This window comes from Croceicoccus sp. YJ47 (assembly GCF_016745095.1).
Taxonomy (GTDB): Bacteria; Pseudomonadota; Alphaproteobacteria; order Sphingomonadales; family Sphingomonadaceae; genus Croceicoccus.
In genome coordinates, this window is sequence record NZ_CP067087.1 from 346,883 (window position 1) to 370,746 (window position 23,864).

Annotated in this window: 24 protein-coding genes; 17 read left to right on the forward strand and 7 right to left on the reverse strand. The window is 65.8% G+C overall.

Annotation, left to right across the window (positions count from 1 at the left end):
* Window positions 1-49: 49 nt before the first annotated feature.
* The 4 genes from JD971_RS01490 (at window position 50) to JD971_RS01505 (ending at window position 2,846) form a co-directional block, all read left to right on the forward strand.
* On the forward strand, window positions 50-868 hold the full coding sequence (locus JD971_RS01490; protein ID WP_202085489.1) for an LD-carboxypeptidase: 819 nt from the start codon (window positions 50-52) through the stop codon (window positions 866-868).
* Window positions 869-937: 69 nt separating this feature from the next.
* Window positions 938-1,879 (forward strand): ACP S-malonyltransferase, encoded by a 942-nt coding sequence (gene fabD, locus JD971_RS01495; protein WP_202085492.1) that lies wholly within the window; start codon window positions 938-940, stop codon window positions 1,877-1,879.
* 3 nt (window positions 1,880-1,882) lie between these two features.
* Complete coding sequence (gene fabG / locus JD971_RS01500) at window positions 1,883-2,632, forward strand: 3-oxoacyl-[acyl-carrier-protein] reductase (RefSeq protein WP_202085494.1); 750 nt, start codon at window positions 1,883-1,885, stop codon at window positions 2,630-2,632.
* A gap of 76 nt (window positions 2,633-2,708) precedes the next feature.
* Window positions 2,709-2,846: a DUF2256 domain-containing protein gene (locus JD971_RS01505; RefSeq protein WP_202085495.1), complete on the forward strand. Its 138-nt coding sequence runs from the start codon at window positions 2,709-2,711 to the stop codon at window positions 2,844-2,846.
* A gap of 52 nt (window positions 2,847-2,898) precedes the next feature.
* Here the strand turns inward: JD971_RS01505 and JD971_RS01510 are convergent, their stop codons facing one another.
* The 7 genes from JD971_RS01510 to JD971_RS01540 all read right to left on the reverse strand — a co-directional run bounded on the left by JD971_RS01510 (window position 2,899) and on the right by JD971_RS01540 (window position 13,621).
* Window positions 2,899-4,764 (reverse strand): M2 family metallopeptidase, encoded by a 1,866-nt coding sequence (locus tag JD971_RS01510; RefSeq protein WP_202085496.1) that lies wholly within the window; start codon window positions 4,762-4,764, stop codon window positions 2,899-2,901.
* A 63-nt stretch (window positions 4,765-4,827) separates the two neighbouring features.
* Complete coding sequence (locus JD971_RS01515; RefSeq protein ID WP_202085497.1) at window positions 4,828-5,589, reverse strand: alpha/beta fold hydrolase; 762 nt, start codon at window positions 5,587-5,589, stop codon at window positions 4,828-4,830.
* Between the two features lie 7 nt (window positions 5,590-5,596).
* Window positions 5,597-6,622 carry an aspartate-semialdehyde dehydrogenase gene (locus tag JD971_RS01520; protein WP_202085498.1) on the reverse strand — a complete coding sequence of 342 codons (1,026 nt, stop codon included), beginning with the start codon at window positions 6,620-6,622 and terminating at the stop codon, window positions 5,597-5,599.
* 122 nt (window positions 6,623-6,744) lie between these two features.
* Window positions 6,745-7,749, reverse strand: coding sequence for an L-histidine N(alpha)-methyltransferase (gene egtD, locus JD971_RS01525; RefSeq protein ID WP_202085499.1), 1,005 nt, complete (start codon window positions 7,747-7,749; stop codon window positions 6,745-6,747).
* A gap of 10 nt (window positions 7,750-7,759) precedes the next feature.
* Window positions 7,760-9,043 (reverse strand): ergothioneine biosynthesis protein EgtB, encoded by a 1,284-nt coding sequence (egtB, locus tag JD971_RS01530; protein WP_371809686.1) that lies wholly within the window; start codon window positions 9,041-9,043, stop codon window positions 7,760-7,762.
* A 102-nt stretch (window positions 9,044-9,145) separates the two neighbouring features.
* Window positions 9,146-10,519: a class II 3-deoxy-7-phosphoheptulonate synthase gene (locus tag JD971_RS01535; RefSeq protein ID WP_202087224.1), complete on the reverse strand. Its 1,374-nt coding sequence runs from the start codon at window positions 10,517-10,519 to the stop codon at window positions 9,146-9,148.
* 159 nt (window positions 10,520-10,678) lie between these two features.
* Window positions 10,679-13,621 (reverse strand): pitrilysin family protein, encoded by a 2,943-nt coding sequence (locus tag JD971_RS01540; protein ID WP_202085500.1) that lies wholly within the window; start codon window positions 13,619-13,621, stop codon window positions 10,679-10,681.
* A 113-nt stretch (window positions 13,622-13,734) separates the two neighbouring features.
* On the opposite strand from JD971_RS01540, the gene JD971_RS01545 reads away from it, so the two are divergent.
* From JD971_RS01545 to JD971_RS01605, 13 genes are all read left to right on the forward strand, one after another.
* The gene (locus JD971_RS01545; RefSeq protein ID WP_202085501.1) at window positions 13,735-14,310 is read left to right on the forward strand and encodes a NifU family protein; all 576 of its coding nucleotides are present in this window, start codon (window positions 13,735-13,737) and stop codon (window positions 14,308-14,310) included.
* A 37-nt stretch (window positions 14,311-14,347) separates the two neighbouring features.
* Window positions 14,348-14,953 (forward strand): malonic semialdehyde reductase, encoded by a 606-nt coding sequence (locus tag JD971_RS01550; protein WP_202085503.1) that lies wholly within the window; start codon window positions 14,348-14,350, stop codon window positions 14,951-14,953.
* Between the two features lie 21 nt (window positions 14,954-14,974).
* Window positions 14,975-15,610, forward strand: a complete 636-nt coding sequence (tsaB, locus tag JD971_RS01555) for a tRNA (adenosine(37)-N6)-threonylcarbamoyltransferase complex dimerization subunit type 1 TsaB (protein ID WP_202085505.1) — start codon at window positions 14,975-14,977, stop codon at window positions 15,608-15,610.
* A gap of 6 nt (window positions 15,611-15,616) precedes the next feature.
* Window positions 15,617-16,108: a GNAT family N-acetyltransferase gene (locus tag JD971_RS01560; RefSeq protein ID WP_236672212.1), complete on the forward strand. Its 492-nt coding sequence runs from the start codon at window positions 15,617-15,619 to the stop codon at window positions 16,106-16,108.
* 216 nt (window positions 16,109-16,324) lie between these two features.
* The gene (locus tag JD971_RS01565; RefSeq protein ID WP_202085507.1) at window positions 16,325-16,756 is read left to right on the forward strand and encodes a MucR family transcriptional regulator; all 432 of its coding nucleotides are present in this window, start codon (window positions 16,325-16,327) and stop codon (window positions 16,754-16,756) included.
* 142 nt (window positions 16,757-16,898) lie between these two features.
* Complete coding sequence (locus tag JD971_RS01570; protein ID WP_202085509.1) at window positions 16,899-17,318, forward strand: Fur family transcriptional regulator; 420 nt, start codon at window positions 16,899-16,901, stop codon at window positions 17,316-17,318.
* 2 nt (window positions 17,319-17,320) lie between these two features.
* Complete coding sequence (locus JD971_RS01575; protein WP_202085510.1) at window positions 17,321-18,094, forward strand: 1-acyl-sn-glycerol-3-phosphate acyltransferase; 774 nt, start codon at window positions 17,321-17,323, stop codon at window positions 18,092-18,094.
* A gap of 57 nt (window positions 18,095-18,151) precedes the next feature.
* On the forward strand, window positions 18,152-19,492 hold the full coding sequence (gene miaB / locus JD971_RS01580; RefSeq protein ID WP_202085511.1) for a tRNA (N6-isopentenyl adenosine(37)-C2)-methylthiotransferase MiaB: 1,341 nt from the start codon (window positions 18,152-18,154) through the stop codon (window positions 19,490-19,492).
* Between the two features lie 35 nt (window positions 19,493-19,527).
* A complete protein-coding gene (locus tag JD971_RS01585) occupies window positions 19,528-20,334 on the forward strand; it encodes a hypothetical protein (protein WP_202085512.1) in 807 nt (268 codons plus the stop codon).
* Window positions 20,335-20,436: 102 nt separating this feature from the next.
* Complete coding sequence (locus JD971_RS01590; RefSeq protein WP_371809687.1) at window positions 20,437-21,477, forward strand: PhoH family protein; 1,041 nt, start codon at window positions 20,437-20,439, stop codon at window positions 21,475-21,477.
* Window positions 21,478-21,482: 5 nt separating this feature from the next.
* Entirely contained in the window at window positions 21,483-21,989 is a 507-nt protein-coding gene (gene ybeY, locus JD971_RS01595; protein ID WP_202085513.1) for an rRNA maturation RNase YbeY, read from the forward strand.
* 57 nt (window positions 21,990-22,046) lie between these two features.
* A complete protein-coding gene (locus JD971_RS01600) occupies window positions 22,047-22,979 on the forward strand; it encodes a hemolysin family protein (protein ID WP_202087232.1) in 933 nt (310 codons plus the stop codon).
* Window positions 22,979-23,863 (forward strand): LysR substrate-binding domain-containing protein, encoded by an 885-nt coding sequence (locus JD971_RS01605; protein ID WP_202085514.1) that lies wholly within the window; start codon window positions 22,979-22,981, stop codon window positions 23,861-23,863. The genes JD971_RS01600 and JD971_RS01605 overlap by 1 nt, the downstream gene beginning before the upstream one ends.
* Window position 23,864 lies beyond the last annotated feature (1 nt).

Below are 23,864 nucleotides of genomic sequence, written 5' to 3' on the forward strand. Positions count from 1 at the left end.
AAAGGGCACGCTTGGCAATCACGGGCATGGGGTTTAGCGATGGTTTTATATGTATAACGTCGCCATCTGCGCCCCGTCGGCCCCCTTCCCGCGCGATTGCGCCGACGCGGTGGCGGCCCTCGCCCGCGACTACCCGGACCTTTCGCTCACGTTCCATCCGCAATGTTTCGAGGAATCGGGCCATTTCGCGGGAAGCGATGCACAGCGGCGCGAGGCGCTCATCGAATGCGCGAACGATCCGGCGTTCGATGCCGTATGGTTCGCGCGCGGCGGATATGGCGCGTGCCGGATTGCCGGCGACGCGATTGCGCGCATGAACGATGCGGCCCGCGACAAACGCTATTTCGGCTATTCCGATGCGGGCTATCTGCTTGCCGGGTTTTACCGCCATTCCATCGGACGGCCCACCCACGCACCCATGCCTTACGACATCGGGCGCGACGGCGGCGCGGCGGCGGTGCGGCGTACGCTGTCCTTCATGTCGGGCGACCGGGGAACGATGGAGCCGTTTGCCGCCGATGCGCCGACGGTGGCCTTCAACCTTGCGACCTTCGCCATGATCTGCGGCACGTCGCTCATGCCGGACCTGTCGGGCCATGTCCTCATGCTGGAGGAGGTGAGCGAGTATCTGTATGCCATCGACCGGCTTTTCTTTCACGTCGCGGAGGCGATGCCGGCCATGAACCTTGCTTGCGTGCGGCTGGGCCGGGTGTCCGACGTGCCGGAAAACGACCGCCCCTTCGGCATGGGCGCAGAGGCGATCTGCCGCCATTGGTGCGAGCGGGCGGGCGTGCCTTTCCTCGGTAAGGCGGACATCGGCCACGATGCCGCCAATCGCATCGTCCCGTTCGGCCCCCGCCCGAAATGACATGACGGCGGGGCTTGCGGGCGAATGCGCCGCGACCTACCCCGCCCCGCAATGCATAAGGAGACATCCATGAAAGCTTTCATCTTCCCCGGACAGGGGAGCCAGACCGTCGGCATGGGCGCTGCGCTCGCCGACACATCCGCCCACGCCCGCGAGGTTTTCGAGGAAGTCGACGACGCGCTGGGGCAAAAGCTCTTCGCCATCATGAAGGACGGGCCGGAGGATCAGCTCACCCTCACCGAAAACGCGCAGCCTGCGATCATGGCGCATTCCATGGCCATCGTGCGCGTTCTGGAGAAGGAATTCGGCGTCTCGCTTGCCGCGACGGGCGATTATGTCGCGGGCCACAGCCTCGGCGAATATAGCGCGCTGTGCGCCGCCGGTGCGTTTTCGCTGTCCGATACGGCGCGGCTCCTGAAACTGCGCGGACAGGCGATGCAGGCCGCCGTCCCGGTCGGTGTCGGCGCGATGTGCGCGCTGCTCGGCGCCGATGTGGAAAAGGCGTCCGAACTGGCGAAGGCCGCGACCGAGGCGGAAGGCGAAGTGTGCACCGTGGCCAATGACAACGACCCGACGCAGGTCGTGCTGTCGGGGCACGTTGCGCCGATCGAACGCGCGGTCGCCATTGCGAAGGAATTCGGCATCCGCCGCGCCGTGATGCTGCCGGTGTCGGCCCCGTTCCATTGCGAATTGATGGAACCGGCCGCCACCGCGATGGACGATGCGCTGACCCGGACCATGCCGAACGCACCCCGCCTGCCGGTGTTCGCCAATGTCACGGCGCAGCCTGTCGCCGACCCCGCAGAAATCCGCAAGCATCTCGTCGCGCAGGTCATGGGCCGGGTCCGCTGGCGCGAGAGCGCGGCGGGCATGGCCGCGATCGGCGTGACGCAATTCATCGAGCTGGGCGGCAAGGTGCTCGGCCCCATGGTCAAGCGGTCCGCCGATGGCGTGGAGGTGCGCTCCATCGTCACGATGGCCGATTGCGAAACGCTGGCAAAGGAGATCTGAGCGATGTTCGACCTGACCGGAATGACGGCGCTGGTGACCGGCGCATCGGGGGGCATCGGCTCCGAAATCGCCCGCGCCTTGGCGGGACAGGGCGCGCGTATCGCGCTCAGCGGATCGAACGGCGACAAGCTGCGCGCCTTTCGCGAACAGCTGAACGCCGAAACCGGCGGCGATCATGTGGAGATCACCTGCGACCTGTCGAGCGCGGAAAGCGTCGATGCGCTGATCCCCGCGGCGATCGACACGCTCGGCCGGCTGGACATCCTCGTCAACAATGCCGGGATCACCCGCGACGGGTTGATGATGCGGATGAAGGACGAGGATTGGGAGCAGGTGTTGCAGGTCAACCTGACCGCTGCGTTCCGGCTGATGCGCGCCGCGACCCGGCCCATGATGAAGGCGAAGTTCGGCCGCATGATTTCGATCACCAGCGTCGTCGGCACCACCGGCAATCCGGGGCAGATGAACTATGCCGCGGCCAAGGCGGGTCTTACCGGCCTGAGCAAGAGCCTCGCGCAGGAGCTTGCCACCCGCAACATCACGGTGAACTGCGTCGCGCCCGGTTTCATCCGCACGGCGATGACCGATGTGTTGCCCGATGCGCAGAAGGACGAGCTGAACGCCCGCATTCCCGCCGGGCGCATGGGCGAAGGGTCCGACATCGGCGCCGCGGTTGCCTATCTCGCGTCGAAGGAAGCGGGCTACGTCACCGGGCAGACGCTCCACGTGAACGGCGGCATGGCGATGATCTGAACCCCGTTGCCGGGTGGGTGCCGAATGGCCGCATCCGCCCGGCAACCGGACCGCGTGCGATGCGTTGTCCCACACGATGGCCCACAAGAAACCGAACCTGCCGACAAAGACCTGCCCGGTGTGCGAACGCCCGTTCGCCTGGCGCAAGAAGTGGGCGCGCGACTGGGACAATGTGGTCTATTGTTCGGAGCGGTGCCGCCGCACGGCGAAATAGCGCGCCGCCATGACCGAAGGGCCGGACGTTTCCGCCCGGCCCCTTCATCGGATTACCAACCCTGCGGCTGCCCCTTATTCTGCTCGTCCAGCCAGGCCTTGAGCGGGGCGAAATATTCCACCATCGCCTTGCCGCTCATCTCGCGGCTTCCGGTGAACGCCTCCAGCGCATCGGGCCAGGGCTTCGACGCGCCCATTTCCAGCATGGCGTTCAAACGCTGCCCCACCTCCTCGTTGCCGTAGAAGCTGCAGCGATGCAGCGGCCCGGTCCATCCGGCCTGCTCGCACGCCGATTTGTAGAACTGGAACTGCAAAATCCGGGCGAGGAAATAGCGCATGTAGGGCGTGTTGCCCGGAATGTGATATTTCGCGCCGGGGTCGAACGCATCGGCGGGCCGCTCCACCGGCGGGGTGATGCCCTGATACTCGCGGCGAAGATCGGTCCACGCCGTGTTGTAATCGGCAGGCGCGATGCTGCCGTCGAACACGCCCCAGCGCCATTGATCGACCAGCAGGCCGAAGGGCAGGAACGCCACCTTGTCCATCGCCTGACGCAGCAGCAAACCGATGTCCTTGTCCGCCGAGGGCACGTCCTCGCGGTTGAGCAGGCCGATCTGCACCAGATATTCCGGCGTGATCGACAGCGCGACGAAATCGCCGATCGCCTCGTGGAACCCATCGTTCGCGCCGTTGAGATAGAGATACGGCTGCTCGTTATAGGCACGCTGGTAGTAATTGTGGCCGAGTTCGTGATGGATCGTCACGAAATCGTAAGCGTTCACCTTGATGCACATCTTGATGCGGATGTCGTCGACATTGTCCACGTCCCACGCGCTCGCATGGCACACGACTTCGCGGTCGGCAGGCTTCGTGAACTGGCTGCGCTCCCAGAACGTCTCGGGCAAAGGCTCGAACCCCAGCGAGGAATAGAACCCCTCGCCGATCTTCACCATGTCGATCGGCCCCTCGCCCTTGGCCTCCAGCAATTCGCCGATGTCATAGCCGAGGTCGCCCGCCCCTTCGGGCGCGACCAGCGGGTAGATATTGCCCCATTCCTGCGCCCACATATTGCCGAGCAGGTCGGCGCGGATCGGGCCGGTCGCAGGCTGCACGCCATCGCCATATTTCGCGTTCAGCCGCCCGCGAACATAGGTGTGGAGCGCCATGTAGAGCGGCTTCACCTCCTGCCACAGCCGCTCGGTTTCGGCGGCGAACTGTTCGGGCGGCATGTCGTATCCCGACCGCCACATCGCGCCGGTATTGGCAAAGCCGAGTTCCTTCGCGCCTTCGTTGGCGATCGCGACCATGCGCGCGTAATCGTCCTTCATCGGCGCGCCGACATTGTCGTGCCAGCTCGCCCACATTTCCGCATATTCGGTAAGCGTGCGTGCAAGATTGCCCATCTCCGCCTCGATATCGCTGCCCGAAATCGGCTCGCCGTTCAAAAGCCCGCGCCCCTTGCCATATTGCGCGTTGAGATCGGTGGCGATGGTATTCAATTCCTCCGCCGCGCCATCGGCGGTCGGCGCGGGAAGGACAATGCCGTTGCGCAGGATGTCGAGCTTGCGCGCCACATCGGGGTCGAGCCCCGGCACACGCGCATATTGCGCGGCGGCCAGCGCGTATTTCACCTGCTTTTCCGTGCCGATCGCCCCACTTTGCGCCGCGAGTGCGTTGGTGTCGGGCGTGATATAGGTGGCGTTGACCCATGCGATGCGGCTGGCATCGACGCTGTAACCGAACAGGTCGGCTTCGGCGGCGGCGATGAATTGTGCCGCGCCCTGCGCCGTCATGGGAAAGCGGGCCGCCTCCTCCGCGTCGGTGGTGACAGGGTTGCCGTCGGCGGCGGTCTGCGCATGGCCGGGGGTGGCAAGCGCGATGGCCATCGCCATCGCGGCGACGGAAGAAGCGAATTTCATCAGGGCGTTATCCTTCGATCCCGGTTCGTTATGAAACCGGTTTGGACCGCCACCCGCCCGAAATCAAGCGGTCAGAAACGCCACCAGCTCATCGCCGAGTGCGCCTTCGGAAACGCTGCTCATATGCGTGCCGGGGATCGTGGCGCGGCGCCCGTCGGGCAATGCCTCGGCCAGCGCGTCGGCGCTGCCGTTGTCATTGTCCTTGTCCCCGCACAGCACGAGCGTCGGCATGGTCGCAGCGACAAGCGCCTCCCGACTGGTATCGGCCATCGAGCCGAGCAGCAGGCGGGCGGCGGTGCGGTCGACCTTCATCGTCTTCATGAAGCTGACGGCGAAGAACGCGGGGTCGCCCATGCGCACCTCGTCGAACCGGTCGATCGCGTCGCGGAAGAATTCGGCCCGCTTCTCCCATCCGGCAAGCCCCTCCAGCCCCATGCCGGTCAGCACGAGCCGCCGCGGCTCCAGCCCGTCGAGCACGCCGCGCAGCACCGTGCGCGAACCCAGCGAAAACCCGACAAGATCATATTCGACCAGCCCGTAATGGGCGATCACATCCTCAAGATCACGGACAAGCACGTCGGGCGGATAACAGGCCGGATCGTGCGGCGCCCCGCTGTGCCCATGCGCGCGCAGATCCGGCATGATGAGCGCGAACCCCGCATCGGCGAGCTTCTGCGCATGGCCGAACTTGACCCAGTTCGTCTCCACATTGGAGAACAACCCATGCAGCAGCACGACCGTTCCGCGCGTGCCCTCCCCCATGCGATGCACGGCAAGGGGCGTGCCGTCGCGCGCCGCAACCGTATCGAAATCGGGGAGAGCCATTGCGCGATCAGCCTTTTTTCAAGATACGGCGGCCGAGCAATTCGGCGATCTGCACCGCGTTCAATGCGGCACCCTTGCGCAGATTGTCCGACACGCACCACAGCGCCAGGCCGTTTTCGACCGTCGGATCCTCGCGCACGCGGCTGATATAGGTGGCGCTGTCGCCCGCGCATTCGACCGGGGTGACGTATCCGCCGTCCTCGCGCTTGTCGACGAGCATGATGCCCGGCGCCTCGCGCAGGATGTCCTGCGCTTGGCTTGCGGTCATTTCCTTCTCGAATTCCAGCGTGATGGATTCGGCGTGGCCCACGAATACCGGCACCCGCACGCAGGTGGCCTGCACCTTGATCCTGGGGTCCATGATCTTCTTCGTCTCGACGACCATCTTCCACTCTTCCTTCGTCGAACCATCGTCGAGGAAGACGTCAATGTGCGGAATGACGTTGAAGGCGATCTGCTTCGTGAACTTGCGCGGTTCGACCTGATCGCCGACGAAAATGGCGCGGCTCTGCTCGAACAGTTCGTCCATGCCGGCCTTGCCCGCACCGGACACCGATTGATAGGTGCTGACCACCACGCGCTTGATCGTGGCGACATCGTGCAGCGGCTTGAGCGCGACGACCATCTGCGCGGTCGAGCAGTTGGGATTGGCGATGATCTTGCGCTTCACCGCCTCCTCGATCGCGTCGGGGTTCACCTCCGGCACGATGAGCGGCACGTCCGGGTCCATGCGATAAAGCGAGCTGTTGTCGATGACATAGCACCCCGCCGCCGCCGCCTTCGCCGCGTAATCCTTCGCCGGACCGCTTCCGGCGGCGAACAGCGCGATGTCCCAGCCGGTGAAATCGAAATGTTCGATATTGCGGCATTTGATCATCTTGCCGGTGTCGCCGATCTCCACCTCGGACCCGACGGAGCGCGAGGACGCGACCGCCGCGATCTCGTCATACGGAAATTCGCGCTCCGCCAGGATCGCGAGCACTTCGCGCCCGACATTCCCCGTCGCGCCAACGACGGCCACCCGATAACCCATGATCAAACCTTACCTGAAAGACATTATGTCAAACGGCGCATCACGCCAGCGCCGCACTGTGGGCGCCCTAACCGCACATCGGATGGCTGACAACCCATACGATTGGCGAAACATTGCGCGGATTACGGGGCCATGCGCAACGGGCTGGCCTCGGCGAGGATGAGCATGAAACGATTCTTGTCGTCGCTCCACCGCCGCATCGGCGTCCAGCCACCTGCGAGCAGCAGCGTATTGGCGCTGCGCTTGCCATATTTGTGGCTGTTCTCGGTATGGATCGTCTCGCCCCTGGCCATCGTGAAATCATGGTCGCAGATCGCAAAACGCATGTCGGCCTGCGCCTCCAGATGCATTTCGATGCGCGCGATGTCATCGTTCCAGATCGCCCGATGCGCAAAATCCGCCACCGGAATATCGCCGCCCAGCTCGCGATTGATGCGGATGAGCAGGTTGAGGTTGAACGCCGCCGTCACCCCGGCCGCATCGTCATAGGCAGCCTCCAGCACGGCGGTATCCTTGATCCGGTCCATCCCGATCAGCAGCTGTGCCGGCGTTTCGCCGGCGCCGTCCGCACTCAACGTGCGTCGCATCTGGCGCAGCAGGTCGACCGCGGTGCGCGGCACCAGATTGCCGATCGTCGATCCGGGAAAGAACCCCAGCCGCGGCGCGCCCGCGATCGCGCCCGGCAGGGTGACGGGCTTCGTGAAATCCGCCTCCACCGGGTGGATCGGCAGATCGGGGAAGCTTTTGGCGAGCGTATTGGCCGACGCGCGCAGGAAATCGCCCGAAATGTCGAGCGGGACATAGGCCGACGGCGCGATTGCGTCGAGCAGGAGCGGCGTCTTCGCCGAGCTGCCCGACCCGAATTCGACCACGGCGCGGCCCGATCCGATGGCATCGGCAAATTCCTGCCCCCGCGCGGACAGGATCTGCCGCTCCGCCCGGGTCGGGTAATATTCGGGGACGGCGGTGATATCCTCGAACAATTGCGATCCGCGTTCGTCGTAGAACCAGCGCGCCGGCACCGCCTTTTGCGGCTGCGACAGGCCGGCGATCACCTCGTCGCGAAAGGCGCGGTCGATCCCGCTCGCATCTTCATCCACGATGCGAACCGCTTGTTCGACTGGCATGCGTATCCCCTCAAATATCCTTGGCGAGCCGGAGCCCGGTGAATTGCCACCGCATGTGCGGATAGAAAAAATTGCGATAGCTGGCGCGCATGTGGCCGCGCACCGTCGCACAGCTCCCGCCCTTCAACACGAACTGCCCCGACATGAACTTGCCGTTATATTCGCCGACCGCCCCTTCGACCGGGCGGAACCGGGGATAGGGCAGATACGCACTGCGCGTCCATTGCCAGCACGACCCGAACAGACCGTCGCGCGCCACGGGATGCAGTGGGCCGGCGGTGTCGAGCTGCTGTCCCGCATGCGGATCCTCGCTCGCGGCGAGTGCCTCCCACTCGGCCTCGGTCGGCAGGCGCGCGCCGGCCCATTGGGCAAAGGCATCGGCCTCGTAATAGGAGATATGCGTGACCGGCGCATCGGGATCGCGCCGCCGCGCGCCGGAGAGGGTGAATTGCGTGTCCCCCTCCCAATACATCGGCGCGGCAATGCCGTTCGCCTGCACCCACGCCCATCCATCCGACAGCCACAGCGCCGCATCGCGATAGCCGCCATCGGCGACAAACGCCTCCCATTCGCGATTGGTCACCAGCCGCCGCGCCATCGCGAACGGTTCGAGCAAATGACGGTGGCGCGGCCCTTCGCAGTCAAAGGCGAAATCGCGGGCCGGGTCCGCATCGTCCGCGCCGAAATCATGGCCGATGCGCGTGATGCCGCCGGGGTGCTCGATCCAGCCATCATCGCCCGGCGCGCCCGCCGGAACGTCGCCCTCGAACATCGCGGGACCGAGCGGGTTTTGAAACAGCGCATGCTTGATATCGGTGAGCAGCAATTCCTGGTGCTGCTGCTCATGCGCGATGCCGAGTGCGATGAGTTCCGCGCAATCCTCACGGATCAGCAGCGGCTCCATCGCATCGTCGACCGCGCGGCGAAAGGCGACGACTTCCTCCAACGTGGGGCGCGAGAGCATGCCGCGCGAAAACCGGGCGATCCGCTCGCCCTCCGCCTCGTAATAGCTGTTGAAAAGATACGGGAATTTCTCGTCGAAAAGCCGATAGCCGTCGAGCCGGTCGCGCAGGAGAAAGGTTTCGAAAAACCATGTCGTGTGCGCCAGATGCCATTTGGTCGGGCTGGCATCCTCCATCGACTGTATCGTGGCGTCGGCATCGGACAGCGGCCCGGCGAGATCGAGGCTGAGCCGGGTCGCGCGGAACCGTTCGGCCAGGCTGTTCATGGCCGGGGAATCGGTCGCCCCGGCTCGTGTCGTGTCGATCTCGGGGCGTGGCGCGGCATTATCCATGCCCCTATAATGCGCGATCGGCGCCGAAGTGCCAACCGCACGCGCAAATTCATCCGATTCCGGTGCGACCGGGGCATGGCGACGGCCACGCCCCGGCTGTCATCACGCGGCTTCGGCGTCGCGCTGCCGCATTTCCATGTTCAGCATCTCGGCGAGCAGGAAGGCCAGTTCGATCGACTGCGCTCCGTTCAGACGCGGATCGCAATGGGTGCGATACCGGTCGCCCAGCGCCTCGTCCGTGATGGCGATGGCGCCGCCGGTGCATTCGGTCACGTCCTGCCCGGTCATCTCGACATGAATGCCGCCGGCGTGGGTGCCCTCTGCCCGGTGAACCGCGAAAAAGCCCTTCACCTCCGACAGGATGCGGTCGAACGGGCGGGTTTTCAGGCCGCTCGGCGATTTGATGACATTGCCGTGCATCGGGTCGCACGACCACACCACCGGGTGCCCTTCACGCTTGACCGCGCGGACCAGCGGGGCGAGGCCTGCCTCCACCTTTTCATGGCCGAACCGGCTGATGAGTGTGATCCGCCCCGGCTCGCGCGCGGGGTTGAGCGTGTCGAGCAGGCGCAGCATCGCATCGGGTTCGAGCGAGGGCCCGCATTTCATCCCGATGGGGTTGTTGACCCCGCGCAGATATTCGACATGGGCGCTGCCCTCGAACCGGGTGCGATCCCCGATCCACAGCATGTGCGCGGAGGTATCGTACCAATCGCCGGTGAGCGAATCCTTGCGGGTGAGCGCCTGTTCGTAAGGCAGCAGCAACGCTTCGTGGCTGGTGTAGAAGCTGGTCCCCTGCAATTGCGGGACGGTTGCGGGATCGACGCCGCATGCCGCCATGAAGTCCAGCGCCTCCGAAATGCGGTCCGCCGTCTGCGAAAAGCGCGCGCCCCAGTCGGAGCGGCCGATGTGGTCCTGCGTCCACTGGTGCACCTGCCGCAGATTGGCATAGCCGCCGCCCGCAAACGCGCGCAGCAGATTGAGCGTGGCCGCGTTCTGGCTATAGGCGCGGATCATGCGCTCGGGATCGGGTTGACGCCCCGTGGAATCGAAGCCGATGTCGTTGATGATGTCGCCGAAATAGCTGGGCAGCTCGGTATCGCCCTGCGTTTCGGTGGGGGCGGAGCGCGGCTTGGCGAACTGCCCCGCCATGCGTCCGACCTTCACGACCTTCTGCTTGCTCGCAAAGGTCAGCACGACGGCCATCTGAAGCAGCACGCGGAACGTGTCGCGGATATTGTCGGGGTGGAATTCGGCAAAGCTTTCCGCGCAATCGCCGCCCTGCAACAGAAATCCGCGGCCGCCCGCCACCTCGGCGAGATCGGCCTTGAGCGCGCGCGCCTCGCCCGCGAAGACGAGCGGCGGATAATGCGACAGGCGCTCCTCGACATCGTTCAGGGCCGCTGTATCGGCATAGGTCGGCAGGTGCCGCCCCTCATGCGATTTCCAGCTTTCGGGGCTCCAGTCGTTTGCCAATGTGGTCACTCCATCGCGCCGCCAGTCGTGGCGGTCTTGTCATGTTCGGTGGTGGTCGGAAGGCGCCCGCCATAGCAACGCGCATCCCGCTTTGCAAAGGTTACAATGGCAAACATCCATACGAAACGATGCTGCGCATGTCACACGCGCAACATCGCATCATTCCCCGGCCTGTTCCTCCGGCAGCACCGAAATGCGGACCGTGTCCTCGCCCCCGAGGAACATCTGCGCCAGCTTCTGCATCGTTTCGGGCGTCGTGCGCGAATAATCGTCGAGGATCGAGCGCACCTGATCGAAGCGCCGCGGATCGCGCGCCGCCCCGCCAAGCTGGTTGAGCCAGAAGCCGTTCCCGCTCGACGACCGGCTGATCAGCTGCCGCAGCGGTTCGGTGACGCGGGCGATTTCCTCCGCGCCGGGCGGGTTGGCGACAAGGTCGGCGGCGATGCCGTTGGCGACGTCGTAAAACGCCGGCACGTCCTTGGGCTGTAGCTGCGCCATGGCGATGATCATGCCGCCATCCTCGCGGTCGAGCGGCCAGCGCGAGGCGACATTGGGCGCATAGCTCGCGCCCAGCCGTTCGCGCATCGCATCGAACAGGCGATTGTTGAACAATTGCGAGAGGATCTCGACCTGCCGCGAAAGCCGCACGCGGTCACGCCCGCCGCCCGTCGGCCAGGCGATGATCGCCGCGGCCTGGTTCGCGTCGCCGCGATGGGTGAGCACGATCGGATCGCCGCCCGTTTCGGGAAAGGAGGAAAGCTGCGGCCCCATCTCCATCGCGGGACGCTGATCGAGGGCGCCGAACGTCCTTTCCAGATCGGCAACCGCCTGCCCACGGTCGAAATCGCCGAAGATTTCCACCGTCACCGGCCCGCTTGCCAGGATCGGCTCCCACACCTTGCGGAAACCTTCGGGGGTGAGCGTCTCCGCCTCCGCCGGGGTGGGCGCGTGGAAGCGCGGGTCCTCACCGCGCAGGATATATTCGAGGTCGCGCTCGATCACGCCGGCCGGGCTGGTCGCGTAGCTGCCATATCCGAGGGCCAGCGCGGCCCGCGTGCGCAGGATCGGTTGCGCATCCCAGCGCGGATCGGCCAGTTTCGCCGCGAACAGGTAAAGCTGATCGGCGAGGTCGGACTGCCGCGTTTCCGCGCTCATCACGAAATTGTCCTCCTCGATGGCGAAGCCGAGGCCGAGCTTGCGCCCGGTCGCGATGCGTTCGAGATCGTCCTGGTCGAGCTGGCCGACGCCCGCGCTCATCAACGCACCTTCGCCGAGCGTCGCATAGGGGGCGCTGTCCGCATCGAACGCGCCGTAGCCCGCACCGAACCGCACGCGCACATTGACCCGCCCCGGCTCGGCATCGTTCGCCCACAGCATCGCGCGCACGCCATTCGACAGCGTGATCGTCTCGATCCCCAAAAGGCCCGAGGGCGCTTCCTCGACCACCGTGCCCGGCGTTCCGATCGCGGGCAGGTCGGCAAAGGACAGCTGCGGTCCGTTATCGGCACTGTTGTCGAGCGCCTCGACCGGGGCGAGCAGCGCGGCGCGGAACGCGGCGGCATCCGCCTCGTCCGCATCGGGTACGATCATCAGGCCGCGCAGAACCTCGCCGGTGAAAAGCTGCCGCGTATGTCGCAGGACAGCCTGCGGCGTAACGCGGTCGCTCATCCCGCGCAGCACGTTGAGCACCGTATCGGGCGCCGCCACGGTTTCGCGAATGTCGACGGCCTGCACGATATTGTCGGCAAGGTCGCGGGTCTGCTGCACCGAGGAAGTCTCCACCCCGATGGCGAAGGCATTGTCGAATTCGGCAAGCTCGCGCTGTACCTCCGCCTCGGTCGGCGGGGTGGCGAGCGCCGACGCGATCACCGCACGCACATCGTTCAGCGCGGCCTGCCAGTCGTCGGACAGCGGCGTGACCGATACGAAGGTCACGTCCGCGCTGCGGTTGACGTCGTCCTGGCCGACCTGCGCGGCGAGATAGCTGCCGCCGGCGCGGGCCTGCGCCTCCAGCCTGCGGTTCAGAACCGAGATCGCCAGCTGATCGAGCAGCAGCCCTTCGTTATAGGCGATGGTGTCGGCGACCTTCTCCCACGGGCGCAGCACGGCATAGCCGACATTGCGCGGCAGGTCGGGTTCGACCATCACCCGCGTCTCACCCACGGGCGCCAGCGCGCCTTCCGCAGAGCGCGCATCGGCGCCTGCGACCGGATCGCCGAAATCGGGCGCGGGCACGGCGCGGCCCTTCCCCTTCCAGCCGCCGAAATATTTTTGGAGGAGCTGCGTCATCAACGCAGGATCGAGATCGCCCGCAATGGAAATCACGGTGTTCTCCGGCCGGTACCACCGGTCGTAGAACGCGCGCACGTTCCGCCGCCCAGCCGCGCCGAGCGTGGCCTCCGTACCGATGGGCGCGCGGGTGGCGAGCGGCTGGCCCGCGAAATAGGTCTCTCGGCTGGCCTCGCTCACGCGCAGGCCGGCGCCGCCCCGCTCCCGCTTTTCGGCGAGCACGATGGGCACCTCGGTCTTCACCCCTTTTTCGGAAAGCGTGGGCGCCGTGACCATGCCCGACAGCAGGCGAAACACCTCGTCCGCCTTCGCCGGGTCGATGTCGGGCACATCGAGCTTGTACACCGTCTGCGTCGGGGTCGTTTCGGCGTTGGTATCGTTGCCGAACGTCGCGCCGAGCTGTTCCCAGCGGGGGATCGTCTCCCCCGGCCCGAGATATTTCGATTCCCGGAACACCAGATGTTCGAGAAGATGCGCAAAGCCGCGCTCATCCTCCGTTTCATGCAGGGATCCGGCATCGACACGCACGCGGATCGACACCTGCCCCTGCGGCACCTCGTTGAAACGCACCGCATAGCGCAGCCCGTTTTCCAGCTCGCCAAAATCCCATTCGGTATCGGGGGGCACGTCGCTCCCGCGGTAGATCCACGGGCGGTCGGCCTCCACCTGCGGCCATTCGCGGCTCGCCTCGGCGGACGGGGCGGGCTGCGCATGGGCGGCGGGTGAAAGGGCGGCAATCCCCACGAAAGCGGAGAGCGAGAGGGCGAAGGGCGATACGGCAAGACGCATGGCCGTGCGGGCGTTCAATATCATGGGCGCCATATAGGTGGCCGGGTGATGAAGCGCCACTGAATACCCGCATCGGCCTGTTGGCGAGGGACGACGATGGCGCTTGAATACAGGCGCATTCTCTCTACATCGGACGCATGTTCATCGAAACCGAAACCACGCCCAATCCCTCCACGCTGAAATTCCTGCCCGGACGGCAGGTGATGCCGTCCGGCACGCGCGAGTTTACCGACCCCGAAACGGCCAAAGCCTCGCCGCTGGCGTCCGCGCTGTTCTCGCTCGGCGATGTGACGGGCGTGTTGTTCGGCGGCGATTTCGTGGCGGTGACGGCGGCGCCCGGTGCCGACTGGTCCGCGCTGAAGCCGCAGGTGGTCTCGGTCCTGCTCGACCATTTCGTGTCCGAAGCGCCTCTGTTCGCAGGCGGCGGCGCGGAATTTTCCGTGCCGGCCGAAGCCGATCCCGTCGTCGCCGACCGGGAGGAAGACGCCGACATCATCGCGCAGATCAAGGACCTGCTCGAAACGCGGGTGCGCCCGGCGGTCGCGGCCGATGGCGGCGATATCGTCTATCGCGGGTTCGACGACGGCGTCGTCTATCTCGGCATGCAGGGGGCGTGTTCGGGTTGCCCGTCCTCGACCGCCACGCTGAAGCAGGGGATCGAGGGTTTGCTGAAACATTACGTCCCCGAAGTGAGCGAAGTGCGCGCGGCCTGAACCCCCGCGCCCTTTTCAAGAAATTTCGAGGCCGATCATGACCGACACCGCCCTTCCCCAGCCCGTCAACGCCCATGCGCTGGATCGCATCTTTCGCGAGGCGCGGACCATGAACGGCTATCTCGACAAGCCGGTCGCGCCCGACATGCTGCACCGGATCTGGGACCTCATGAAGATGGGGCCGACGTCGGCCAATCAATTGCCCGCGCGGCTGATCTGGTGTGCATCACACGATGCGCGCAAACGGCTCGCCGCCTGCGCGAGCGATGGCAATCGCGACAAGATCGAACAAGCGCCGGTCGCAGTCATCCTCGCGATGGATCTCGACTTTCACGAGGAGCTGCCCTGGCTGTTTCCACACACCGACGCGAAAAGCTGGTTCGAGGATGAGGATGCGCGCCGCGAAAGCGCCTTTCGCAATTCGAGCCTGCAGGGCGCCTATTTCATCATCGCATGCCGCGCGCTCGGTCTCGACTGCGGGCCGATGTCGGGCTTCGACGCGGACAAGGTGACGGCCGAATTCCTCGGCGATCATCCGCGCTGGCGGCCCAACTTCATTTCCACTCTCGGCTACGGCGACATGGACAGCACCTATGACCGCAGCCCGCGTCCCGATTTCGAGACGTTCAATATCGTCCTCTGATCGGGCACGGGGCCGGGTTTCGTGAAGACGCTGGTCATCGATTGCGCGACGGAGGCGTGCTCCGCCGCGCTGTTCGATGGTGATGCGCTGATCGCGGGGGACCACGCGGTTCTGGGCCGCGGCCATGCCGAACGGCTGATCCCGATGATCGCGCAATTGCCGGGGCGCGGGCGCGCCAACCGGATTGCCGTCGCGCTGGGTCCGGGAAGCTTTACCGGCATTCGCGTCGGGCTTGCTGCCGCGCGCGCGCTGGGCGTGGCGTGGGGCGTTCCGCTGGTCGGCTATCATACGCATGCGCTCGTCGCGGCGCAGGCGGTCGCCGATGCGGGCGGGCCGGTCGCGGTGTGCAACACCGGCGGGCACGGGGAATGGTTCGTCCAATCGTTCGGCGACGATGGCGCGCCGCTGGACGCGGTGCGTTCGCTGCGCCCCGACGATGCCGCCGCCGCCATCGTATGCGAGCGCGTCGCCGGCAATCAGGCAGAGGCGCTGGTCGCGCAGCGCGGGTCCGGTACGGCGATGCCGATGCTGCCGGATGCACGGCGCTTCTTCCTTTTGCATGCGGCGCGGCTGACGGGGGATGTCCGCCCGGCTTACGGGCGCGGTCCGGATGCGAAATTGCCCGGCGGTATCGAACCGCCCGCCCTTACCGGATAGCGCCACGTGCCGCCGCACGACGACATCGACGCGATGATGGACGTGATGAAAAGCGCGTTCGATCCCGCGTTCGGGGAGGCATGGACCCGCGCACAATTGACGGGCGGTCTGCTCATGCCCGGCACGCAATACTCCATCATCCGCAGCGACGGGCGGTTCGACGGCCCGTTCGACTCATCGTGCGAGGCGGCGGGATTCGCCGTGGTACGCACCGTTCTGGACGAGGCGGAGCTCATGCTCATCGCGGTGGCGCCGCGCTGGCGGGGGCGCGGTTACGGGCGGCATCTGCTGATCGACGTGATCGACCGGGCGGCGGTCGCGGGCGTCGCGCGGCTCTTCCTCGAAATGCGGTCCGACAATCCGGCCCGGGCGCTTTACGAAGGGATCGGCTTCTGCCCGGTGGGGCGCCGGCCCGGATATTATAAGGGCCGCGACGGAACCAAGCGCGACGCCGTCACTTATGCAATCGAACCCATCGCAAGCCAGCCCTATTATTAAATATCGTTTCGGCGCGCCTTGCGATCATTATTTGCCGATACTTCGCCAACCTGCCGCGTTTTAGGCTCGTGTTAAGGCGCATTGCTGCATGAGATTCGCCTCCGAAGGCTTGTAAAAGCGTTTCCGCACTTTAAGTGGCAGACGCCTCATGCGCGACCCCCTCAACAAAAAGCGCGTATGAAACAAATCATTAACCCCCGTTTGAAAGTCCGAGAGATGGAACAGTCCGACCTGGATATGAAGGAAACCCTCATTACTTTGACCTCGGACATCGTGGCCGCTCATGTGAGCAACAATGCCGTCGATGTTTCCGATGTCCCCACGCTCATCACCGCGGTGCACGCCGCGCTCGCCGGACTGGACGGCGAGGTGAAGCAGGACGAGGCCCCGCCCGAACCCGCCGTATCGATCCGCGCATCGATAAAGCCCGACTATATCGTCTGCCTCGAAGACGGCAAGAAGCTCAAGATGCTGAAACGCCATCTCATGACGCATTACAACATGACGCCCGATGAATATCGTGCGCGCTGGAACCTGCCCGCGGATTATCCGATGGTCGCGCCCAATTACGCGGAAAAGCGTCGCGAACTGGCCAAGAAGATCGGCCTCGGTCGCAAGCCTGGCACGCGGGTCAAGAAGAAAAGCTGATCCCGCGCCGCGCGTCGTATGATCGGGTGATCGATGGGTACGGGGCGGTTGCACTGACGGAGACGCGGTCTATGATTGGCCGCAAACTGCCGGCCCGCCCTCTTGCGGCGGTCCGGCGCGAAGAAAAAGGCGTTGATACCCCGTGCCCAATCCTATCGATCTCGAAGCAATCTGTGCTGAACGCGGCCTGCGCATCACCGACCAGCGGCGCGTGATCGCGAAGGTATTGTCGGAAAGCGAAGACCATCCCGACGTGGAAAAGGTGCATGAACGCGCCAGCGCGGTCGATCCGCGCATCTCGATCGCGACGGTCTATCGCACCGTCCGCCTGTTCGAGGAGGCGGGCATCCTCGACCGCCACGATTTCGGCAATGGCCGCGCCCGTTACGAAGCCACGCCCGAGGCGCATCACGATCACCTGATCGACGTGGAAACCGGCAAGGTCGTCGAATTCGTCGATCCCGAACTCGAAGCGTTGCAGCGCCAGATTGCCGAGCGGCTGGGCTTTCGCCTGGTCGATCACCGCATGGAACTTTACGGCGTAAGGCTGGACCGGGACTAGGCATGGGCGCGCCGATCGTGGCGCAGGGCGGCGGGCTGTCGCTGTCCGACTGGCGCGTGGTGCCGCGCATTGCGGCGATGCTGGTATGGCTCGCGATGTGCGTGCCGGCCTATTACCTCTCCCGCCTGCTCCGCATGCCGAACCGGGTGCCGCCCGCGTTTCTATCAGGCATTGCGCGCATCGCCGGCATTCGCGTCCACACCGACGGGGTACCGGCATCGGGGCGGCGCATCCTCATCGCCAATCATGTCAGCTGGATGGATATTCTCGTGCTGGCCCGCGTGTCGGGGGCGGCTTTTGTGGCGCATGACGGGCTCGCCGGTGTCGGTCCGCTCAAATGGCTGTGCGACATGAACGACACGGTGTTCATCGCCCGGTCGCGGCGGCAGACCGTGGGCGAGCAGGCCGACAGCATCCGTGACGCGCTCGACGTGTCGCACACGCTCGTCCTCTTTCCCGAGGGCACGACCGCCAACGGGCACGAGATGCTCCCGCTCAAAAGTGCGCTCCTGTCCGCGATCGACCCGGTACCGCCCGGCGTTTCGGTGCAGCCGGTTTTCATGGATTACGGCCCCGACGCGCCCGCGGTCTGCTGGGTCGGGGACGAGCCGGGCCTGCGCAATTTCCTGCGCATCGTCGCGGGCCGGACGCCTGTCGCGGTGACGGTGCGCTTTCTCGCCCCGCTCTCCGGCGACGCGCTCGACGGGCGCAAGGCGATGACCCGCGCGGCGCAAGACGTATTGGACGAGGCGCTCGACCGCAGCCGCGCGCGGTAAGGACGCGCCCTCGCCACTCCCTTTCGCGAAATGGCGATTGGGTGTAAGCGGCGGCGCATGACCAAAGCCGCACCGAAAAATTTCCGAGTCAAAAGCTTCGGCTGCCAGATGAACGTCTATGACGGCGAACGCATGGCCGAGATGCTGAGCGAGCAGGGCATCGTTCCCGCCGCGGAGGGCGAGGAGGCCGATCTCGTCGTTCTCAACACCTGCCACATCCGCGAGAAAGCCGCCGAAAAGGTCTATTCCGACATTGGCCGCCTGCGCAAGGCGGGCGCGAAATCGGGCCGCGAACCGATGATCGCCGTCGCCGGATGCGTCGCCCAGGCCGAGGGCGAGGAGATCATGGCGCGCAGCCCCGGCGTCTCCATGGTGGTCGGCCCGCAGGCGTATCACCGGCTGCCGCAGATGATCGACCGTGCGGTGAAGGGTGAGCGCGTGACCGACACCGACATGCCCGCGATCGCGAAATTCGGCGCGCTCCCCGCCCGGCGCAAGCGTGCACCGTCGGCGTTCCTCACCGTGCAGGAAGGCTGCGACAAATTCTGCACCTATTGCGTGGTGCCCTACACCCGCGGCGCGGAAATCAGCCGCCCCTTCGCCGATCTGGTGGAGGAGGCGAAGCGGCTCGTCAATGGCGGCGCGCGCGAGATTACGCTGCTCGGTCAGAACGTGAATGCCTGGCGGGGCGAGGATGACAGGGGCCGGACGGTCGGTCTCGAAGGGCTGGTCCGCGCGCTGGCCGCCCTGCCCGACCTTGCCCGCATCCGCTATACCACCAGCCATCCCAACGACATGACCCCCGGCCTGATCGCCGCGCATGGCGAGCTCGACAAGCTGATGCCCTATCTCCACCTCCCGGTGCAGTCGGGGAGCGACCGGGTGCTGGCCGCGATGAACCGCAGCCACACGGCGCAAAGCTACGTCCGCGTGATCGAACAATTCCGCGAGGTCCGGCCCGACATCGCGATTTCGGGCGATTTCATCGTCGGCTTTCCCGGCGAAACCGATGCCGAGTTCGAGGAGACGCTGCGCATGGTGGACGACATCCGCTATGCCGCCGCGTTCAGCTTCAAATACAGCCCGCGCCCCGGCACGCCCGCCGCCACCATGGACGCACAGGTGCCCGAGGCCGTGATGGACGAGCGGCTGCAACGGCTGCAATCCCTGCTCGCCGTGCATTCGCAAGCGTTCAACGAAAGCACGGTCGGCAAGCGCTGCGACATTCTGGTCGAGCGCAAGGGTCGCCGCGACGGCCAGTGGATCGGCAAGACGCCCTGGCTGCAATCCGCCTATTTCACAGGGGACGCCGAAATCGGTGACCTGGTGACGGTGGAGCTGGAACAGGCCGGACCGAACAGCCTTGCCGCGCGCCGGCTGGACACCGTGGACGCGTGATGCGCCGGGCCGCGGCATGGGCGGCAGGGACGTCGATGCTACCCCTGGCCGTGCTGCTGTCGGCATGCGGGGATCGGGCGGAGGATACGCCGCCGGCTGCGCCCGTGGCTGCGGCGACAACGGCTACGACCGGGGACGCGGCGGCGCCCGCCCTGCCCGCCGGCTTCGCGCGCGGAACCTTCGCCGGTATCGAGGGGCGCTTCCGGCTCGTCTCGCTCGACGATGCGGCGCCCCCGGACGATTTTGGCGAAAGCTCCGTCCGCTTTACGCAAACGACCCTGTCATGGGATGGCTGCAACCATCACGAGGGTCTGTATATCGCGACCGGCGACAGCCTCGCGGTGCTGCGCGGGCCGTCCACGCTCGTCAATTGCCCGCCCGATGGACCGGACAACGCGCTGTCTGCCATATTGACCGCGCGCCCCGCCATCGGCCGCGATGGCGATGGCCGGATCGCGATTGCGGGCGGCGGGCACCGGGCCATCCTCGTTCCGGACGGACCGGCGCGCGACAGCTTTCCCGCCCCGGCGATCGAGGGTCGGGAATTCGCGCTGATGCTGTCGTCGCCGGATGGTTCGCCGGTGCTGCTGCGCGTGGCGGAGGGGCGGCTTTCGGTGGATATCGGGTGCCCGGATGCGATTTCGGGCAGGGTCGATGGGCAGGCCGGTACGCTTGTTCTCCGCGATGTCGAAAGCCGCGCCTGTCCCGGTACCGCCGCGCCGTCGGAGGCGCAGCGCCGCCTGCTGCGCGTGCTTTCCGCCGATCCGGCCTATGTCGTTGGACCCAATGGCGATTTGCTGCTCGCGGCGGGCGAAACCGTTGTCGCGGGCCGCGCGCGTTGAGCAGTGGCGACACATGTCCTTGTCACCGCGCTTGCGGCGCCTACATTCACATGATGACGATTCGCCCCGGATGATCGGGGCGGACACAGACAAGGAAACTCAGTGAGCCGCAAACAGGCGCGCATGTCCGGCACGGACGAAAACAGCCCCTACGACCCCATCGCCGCCGGCCCCGCAGGCCATCGTTCGCGCACGGAGATGGAGTTCGACAACCCCGGCGTGTTGGCCGCGCTTTTCGGGCAGTTCGATGCCAATCTGGTCCGCATCGAAAACCGGCTCGGCGTGTATATCGCAGCGCGCGGCAATCGCGTGCAGATCGAAGGCAGCGAGGATGCGGTCGAACGCGCCCGCGACGTCCTCCAGGCCATGCATCAACGGATTCAAAGCGGTTTCGAACTCGACGCCGGGGCGGTCAGATCGCTCATCGCGATGTCGGACGAACCCACGCTCGACGGGATCGTGCGCGGCGATGACAAACGCCCGCCGGTGATGATCCGCACGCGCAAGAAGACCATCGCCCCGCGTTCGGCGGCGCAGATCGACTACATGCGCGCGCTCACCAGCAACGACATCATCTTTGCGCTCGGCCCGGCGGGCACGGGCAAGACCTATCTCGCCGTCGCGCAGGCGGTCGCGCAGCTCATCACCGGAAGCGTGCAGCGGCTCATCCTCTCGCGCCCCGCGGTCGAGGCGGGCGAACGGCTCGGCTTCCTGCCCGGCGACATGAAGGAGAAGGTCGACCCCTATCTCCGCCCGCTTTACGACGCGCTTTACGATTGCATGCCGCCCGAACAGGTGGAACGCCGCCTCGCCAGCGGGGAGATCGAGATCGCGCCCATCGCCTTCATGCGCGGGCGCACGCTGGCCGATGCGTTCGTCATCCTCGACGAGGCGCAGAATACCACGCCTGCACAGATGAAGATGTTCCTCACCCGCTTTGGCCAGAACAGCCGCATGGTGGTGTGCGGCGACCCGAAACAGGTCGACATTCCGGGCGGGGACAGCTTTTCCGGGCTCGCCGACGCGGTCAAACGGCTCGAAGGGGTGGAAGGCATCGGGATGGCGCGCTTTACCGCCGCCGACGTGGTGCGTCACCCTGTCGTGGGCCGCATCGTCGAGGCGTATGAAGGGCAGCAGGGCTGACGCGCATGTCCGCCGCCACGATCGAACTCGACGTCGATCCCGTCTGGGGTCAGGACACCGATTGGGAGGCGCGCTGTGCCGCGGCCGCGCGGGCCGTGGCGCATGTCCTGCCCGAGCTGGCGCATTCCGAGATTCTGGTGAGCGTCGTCATGGGCGAGGACGAGGAAGTCCACGCGCTCAACCAGGAATGGCGCGCGAAGGACAGGCCGACCAACGTGCTGAGCTTTCCGATGATCGCGCGCGAAGAGCTGCTGCGTGCCGCCGAACGGCCCGGCGCGCCCGTGATGCTGGGCGACATCATCATGGCGCATGGTGTATGCAGGCGCGAGGCGGATGAGAAACAGGTTGCGCTTGCAGATCATGCAACGCATCTGCTGATTCACGGCCTCCTCCACCTCGCCGGTTTCGATCATGAGGATGGGGACGAAGAGGCCGAGGCGATGGAAGCGCTCGAAATCAGGGCACTGGCCGCATTGGGGATCGACGATCCCTATGCGGATCGCGATATTTGAAAAAGAGCCGGTCCCCTGCGGCGGACGGTTCGATGACCGAGGATGAAAGACACGACGATGCCGGACGGCAGCCAATCTGGCGATACTCGCAACCCGGAGCCTGACCGAAGGGCGTTGTGGCATCGCATACGCGCCTTCTTCGACAATGAAGGCGAAAGATCGCTGCGCGAGCAGATCGAGGAAGCCATCGACGAGCATGAGGAGGATCGCGACACCGCGGCCGATCATGCCAATGGCGACCTGTCGCAGACCGAACGGCAGATGCTCCGCAATCTCCTGCATTTCAGCGAGAACGACGCCGACGACGTCGCCATCCCCCGCAGCGAGATCATCGCCATCGAACGCAGCGCAAGCTGGGCCGAGCTGGTCGCGACCTTTGCCGAACACGGCCATTCGCGCATCCCGGTCTATGCCGAATCGCTCGACCACGTGATCGGCATGATGCTGATCAAGGACGTGTTCCCCTTCCTCGCCATCGGGGAAACCCCGCCCGATGACTGGACCGTGCTCATGCGGCAGCCGGTCTACGTGCCGCAGGCGCGCGGGGCGCTGGACGTGCTGGCCGACATGCGCTCGCACCGGGTCCATCTCGCCATCGTGGTCGACGAATATTCGGGCACCGACGGGGTCATCACGATCGAGGATCTGGTCGAGGAGATCATCGGCGATATCGAGGATGAACACGACGATGCCCCGGTCGAGCAGCTCGTGCCGATCGACGGCGGCATTTGGGACGCCGATGCCCGGACCGAACTGACCGAGGTCGCGCGCCGCGTCGATCCAGAGCTCGCCGTCATCGAAGGGTCGGTGGACACGCTCGGCGGGCTGGCGTTCGTGCTGGCGGAGGAAGTGCCCAAGGTCGGCAGCGTGCTCCACCATGACAGCGGCTGGCGGATCGAGATCATCGCCGGCGACGAACGCCATGTCGAACGGCTGCGGCTGCATCCGCCCGTGCCCGAAACCGACGCGGACGAAGAGGCCGAAGGCTGATGGCGACGCGCCGCCTCCCCCCGCTGCGCAGTCTCGAGGCGTTTGTCCGCATCGTCCGGCTCGGTTCGGCGAAGGCGGCGGCGAACGAGCTGGCGCTGTCCCCGTCCGCGCTGTCGCGCCGGGTCACCGCGCTTGAGGATTTCGTGGGCAAGAAGCTCTTCCTGCGGCAGCATCAGGCGATGAAGCTGACCGAGGATGGGCAGAGCCTGTTCGATGCGGTCGCCCCCGCGCTCGACGAGCTGGCCGAGAAGATCGGCACGCATATGGGCGATTCGCGGCTCCTGCGCCTGCGCCTCGCGGTGATGCCACTCTTCGCGGCGCAGAGGCTCGTGCCGAGGATGCGCGAATTGCGGAGGCTGTATCCGGCGCTGCATATCGACATGGAAAGCTCGTCGCATCCGGTGCCGCGGCTCGGCGATACGCTCGATGCCGCGATCATCCTGTCCGACGGGCCGGACCCGTCGCTGCACATGGTGCAACTCGACCAGAACCGGGTCCATGCCATCGCCTCGACCGAGCTTGTGGCGATGCTGGGCGATACGCCCGACCCCGATCTCCTGGCGAAGCAGAACTTCCTCGTCCATTCGGATATGGAGCGCAGTTTCGAAGCGTGGCGCAAGGCCGCCGGGCTACTGCCGCGCCACCGCCCCACCGTCGATCATTACGACAGCGGCCCGCTCATTCTCGAAGCCGCGGCGCAGGGGCTCGGCGTGGCGATCATGCACGGGGACCATCTGTCCCGCTCCAACGATGCGCGGCTGGCCCCGCTCTACGATCTGGAGGTGGAAAGCCCGTACAGCTACTGGTTCGTGTGCCGCCCGCGCGCGCTCGAAAACCGGCAGGTGCGCATTTTTCACGACTGGCTGGTAAACGCGAAGCTGTAAC

Bases quoted from the DNA above. Each gene is read 5' to 3' on its own strand.
- JD971_RS01510 (WP_202085496.1), bottom strand. From the start codon at position 4,764: ATGAAATTCGCTTCTTCCGTCGCCGCGATGGCGATGGCCATCGCGCTT.
- ybeY (WP_202085513.1), top strand. From the start codon at position 21,483: ATGTCCGCCGCCACGATCGAACTCGACGTCGATCCCGTCTGGGGTCAG.
- JD971_RS01585 (WP_202085512.1), top strand. From the start codon at position 19,528: ATGCTACCCCTGGCCGTGCTGCTGTCGGCATGCGGGGATCGGGCGGAG.
- JD971_RS01545 (WP_202085501.1), top strand. From the start codon at position 13,735: ATGTTCATCGAAACCGAAACCACGCCCAATCCCTCCACGCTGAAATTC.
- JD971_RS01490 (WP_202085489.1), top strand. From the start codon at position 50: ATGTATAACGTCGCCATCTGCGCCCCGTCGGCCCCCTTCCCGCGCGAT.
- miaB (WP_202085511.1), top strand. From the start codon at position 18,152: ATGACCAAAGCCGCACCGAAAAATTTCCGAGTCAAAAGCTTCGGCTGC.
- egtD (WP_202085499.1), bottom strand. From the start codon at position 7,749: ATGCCAGTCGAACAAGCGGTTCGCATCGTGGATGAAGATGCGAGCGGG.
- JD971_RS01515 (WP_202085497.1), bottom strand. From the start codon at position 5,589: ATGGCTCTCCCCGATTTCGATACGGTTGCGGCGCGCGACGGCACGCCC.
- JD971_RS01520 (WP_202085498.1), bottom strand. From the start codon at position 6,622: ATGGGTTATCGGGTGGCCGTCGTTGGCGCGACGGGGAATGTCGGGCGC.
- fabD (WP_202085492.1), top strand. From the start codon at position 938: ATGAAAGCTTTCATCTTCCCCGGACAGGGGAGCCAGACCGTCGGCATG.
- egtB (WP_371809686.1), bottom strand. From the start codon at position 9,043: ATGGATAATGCCGCGCCACGCCCCGAGATCGACACGACACGAGCCGGG.
- fabG (WP_202085494.1), top strand. From the start codon at position 1,883: ATGTTCGACCTGACCGGAATGACGGCGCTGGTGACCGGCGCATCGGGG.
- JD971_RS01505 (WP_202085495.1), top strand. From the start codon at position 2,709: ATGGCCCACAAGAAACCGAACCTGCCGACAAAGACCTGCCCGGTGTGC.
- JD971_RS01575 (WP_202085510.1), top strand. From the start codon at position 17,321: ATGGGCGCGCCGATCGTGGCGCAGGGCGGCGGGCTGTCGCTGTCCGAC.
- JD971_RS01565 (WP_202085507.1), top strand. From the start codon at position 16,325: ATGGAACAGTCCGACCTGGATATGAAGGAAACCCTCATTACTTTGACC.
- JD971_RS01600 (WP_202087232.1), top strand. From the start codon at position 22,047: ATGCCGGACGGCAGCCAATCTGGCGATACTCGCAACCCGGAGCCTGAC.
- JD971_RS01550 (WP_202085503.1), top strand. From the start codon at position 14,348: ATGACCGACACCGCCCTTCCCCAGCCCGTCAACGCCCATGCGCTGGAT.
- JD971_RS01540 (WP_202085500.1), bottom strand. From the start codon at position 13,621: ATGATATTGAACGCCCGCACGGCCATGCGTCTTGCCGTATCGCCCTTC.
- JD971_RS01605 (WP_202085514.1), top strand. From the start codon at position 22,979: ATGGCGACGCGCCGCCTCCCCCCGCTGCGCAGTCTCGAGGCGTTTGTC.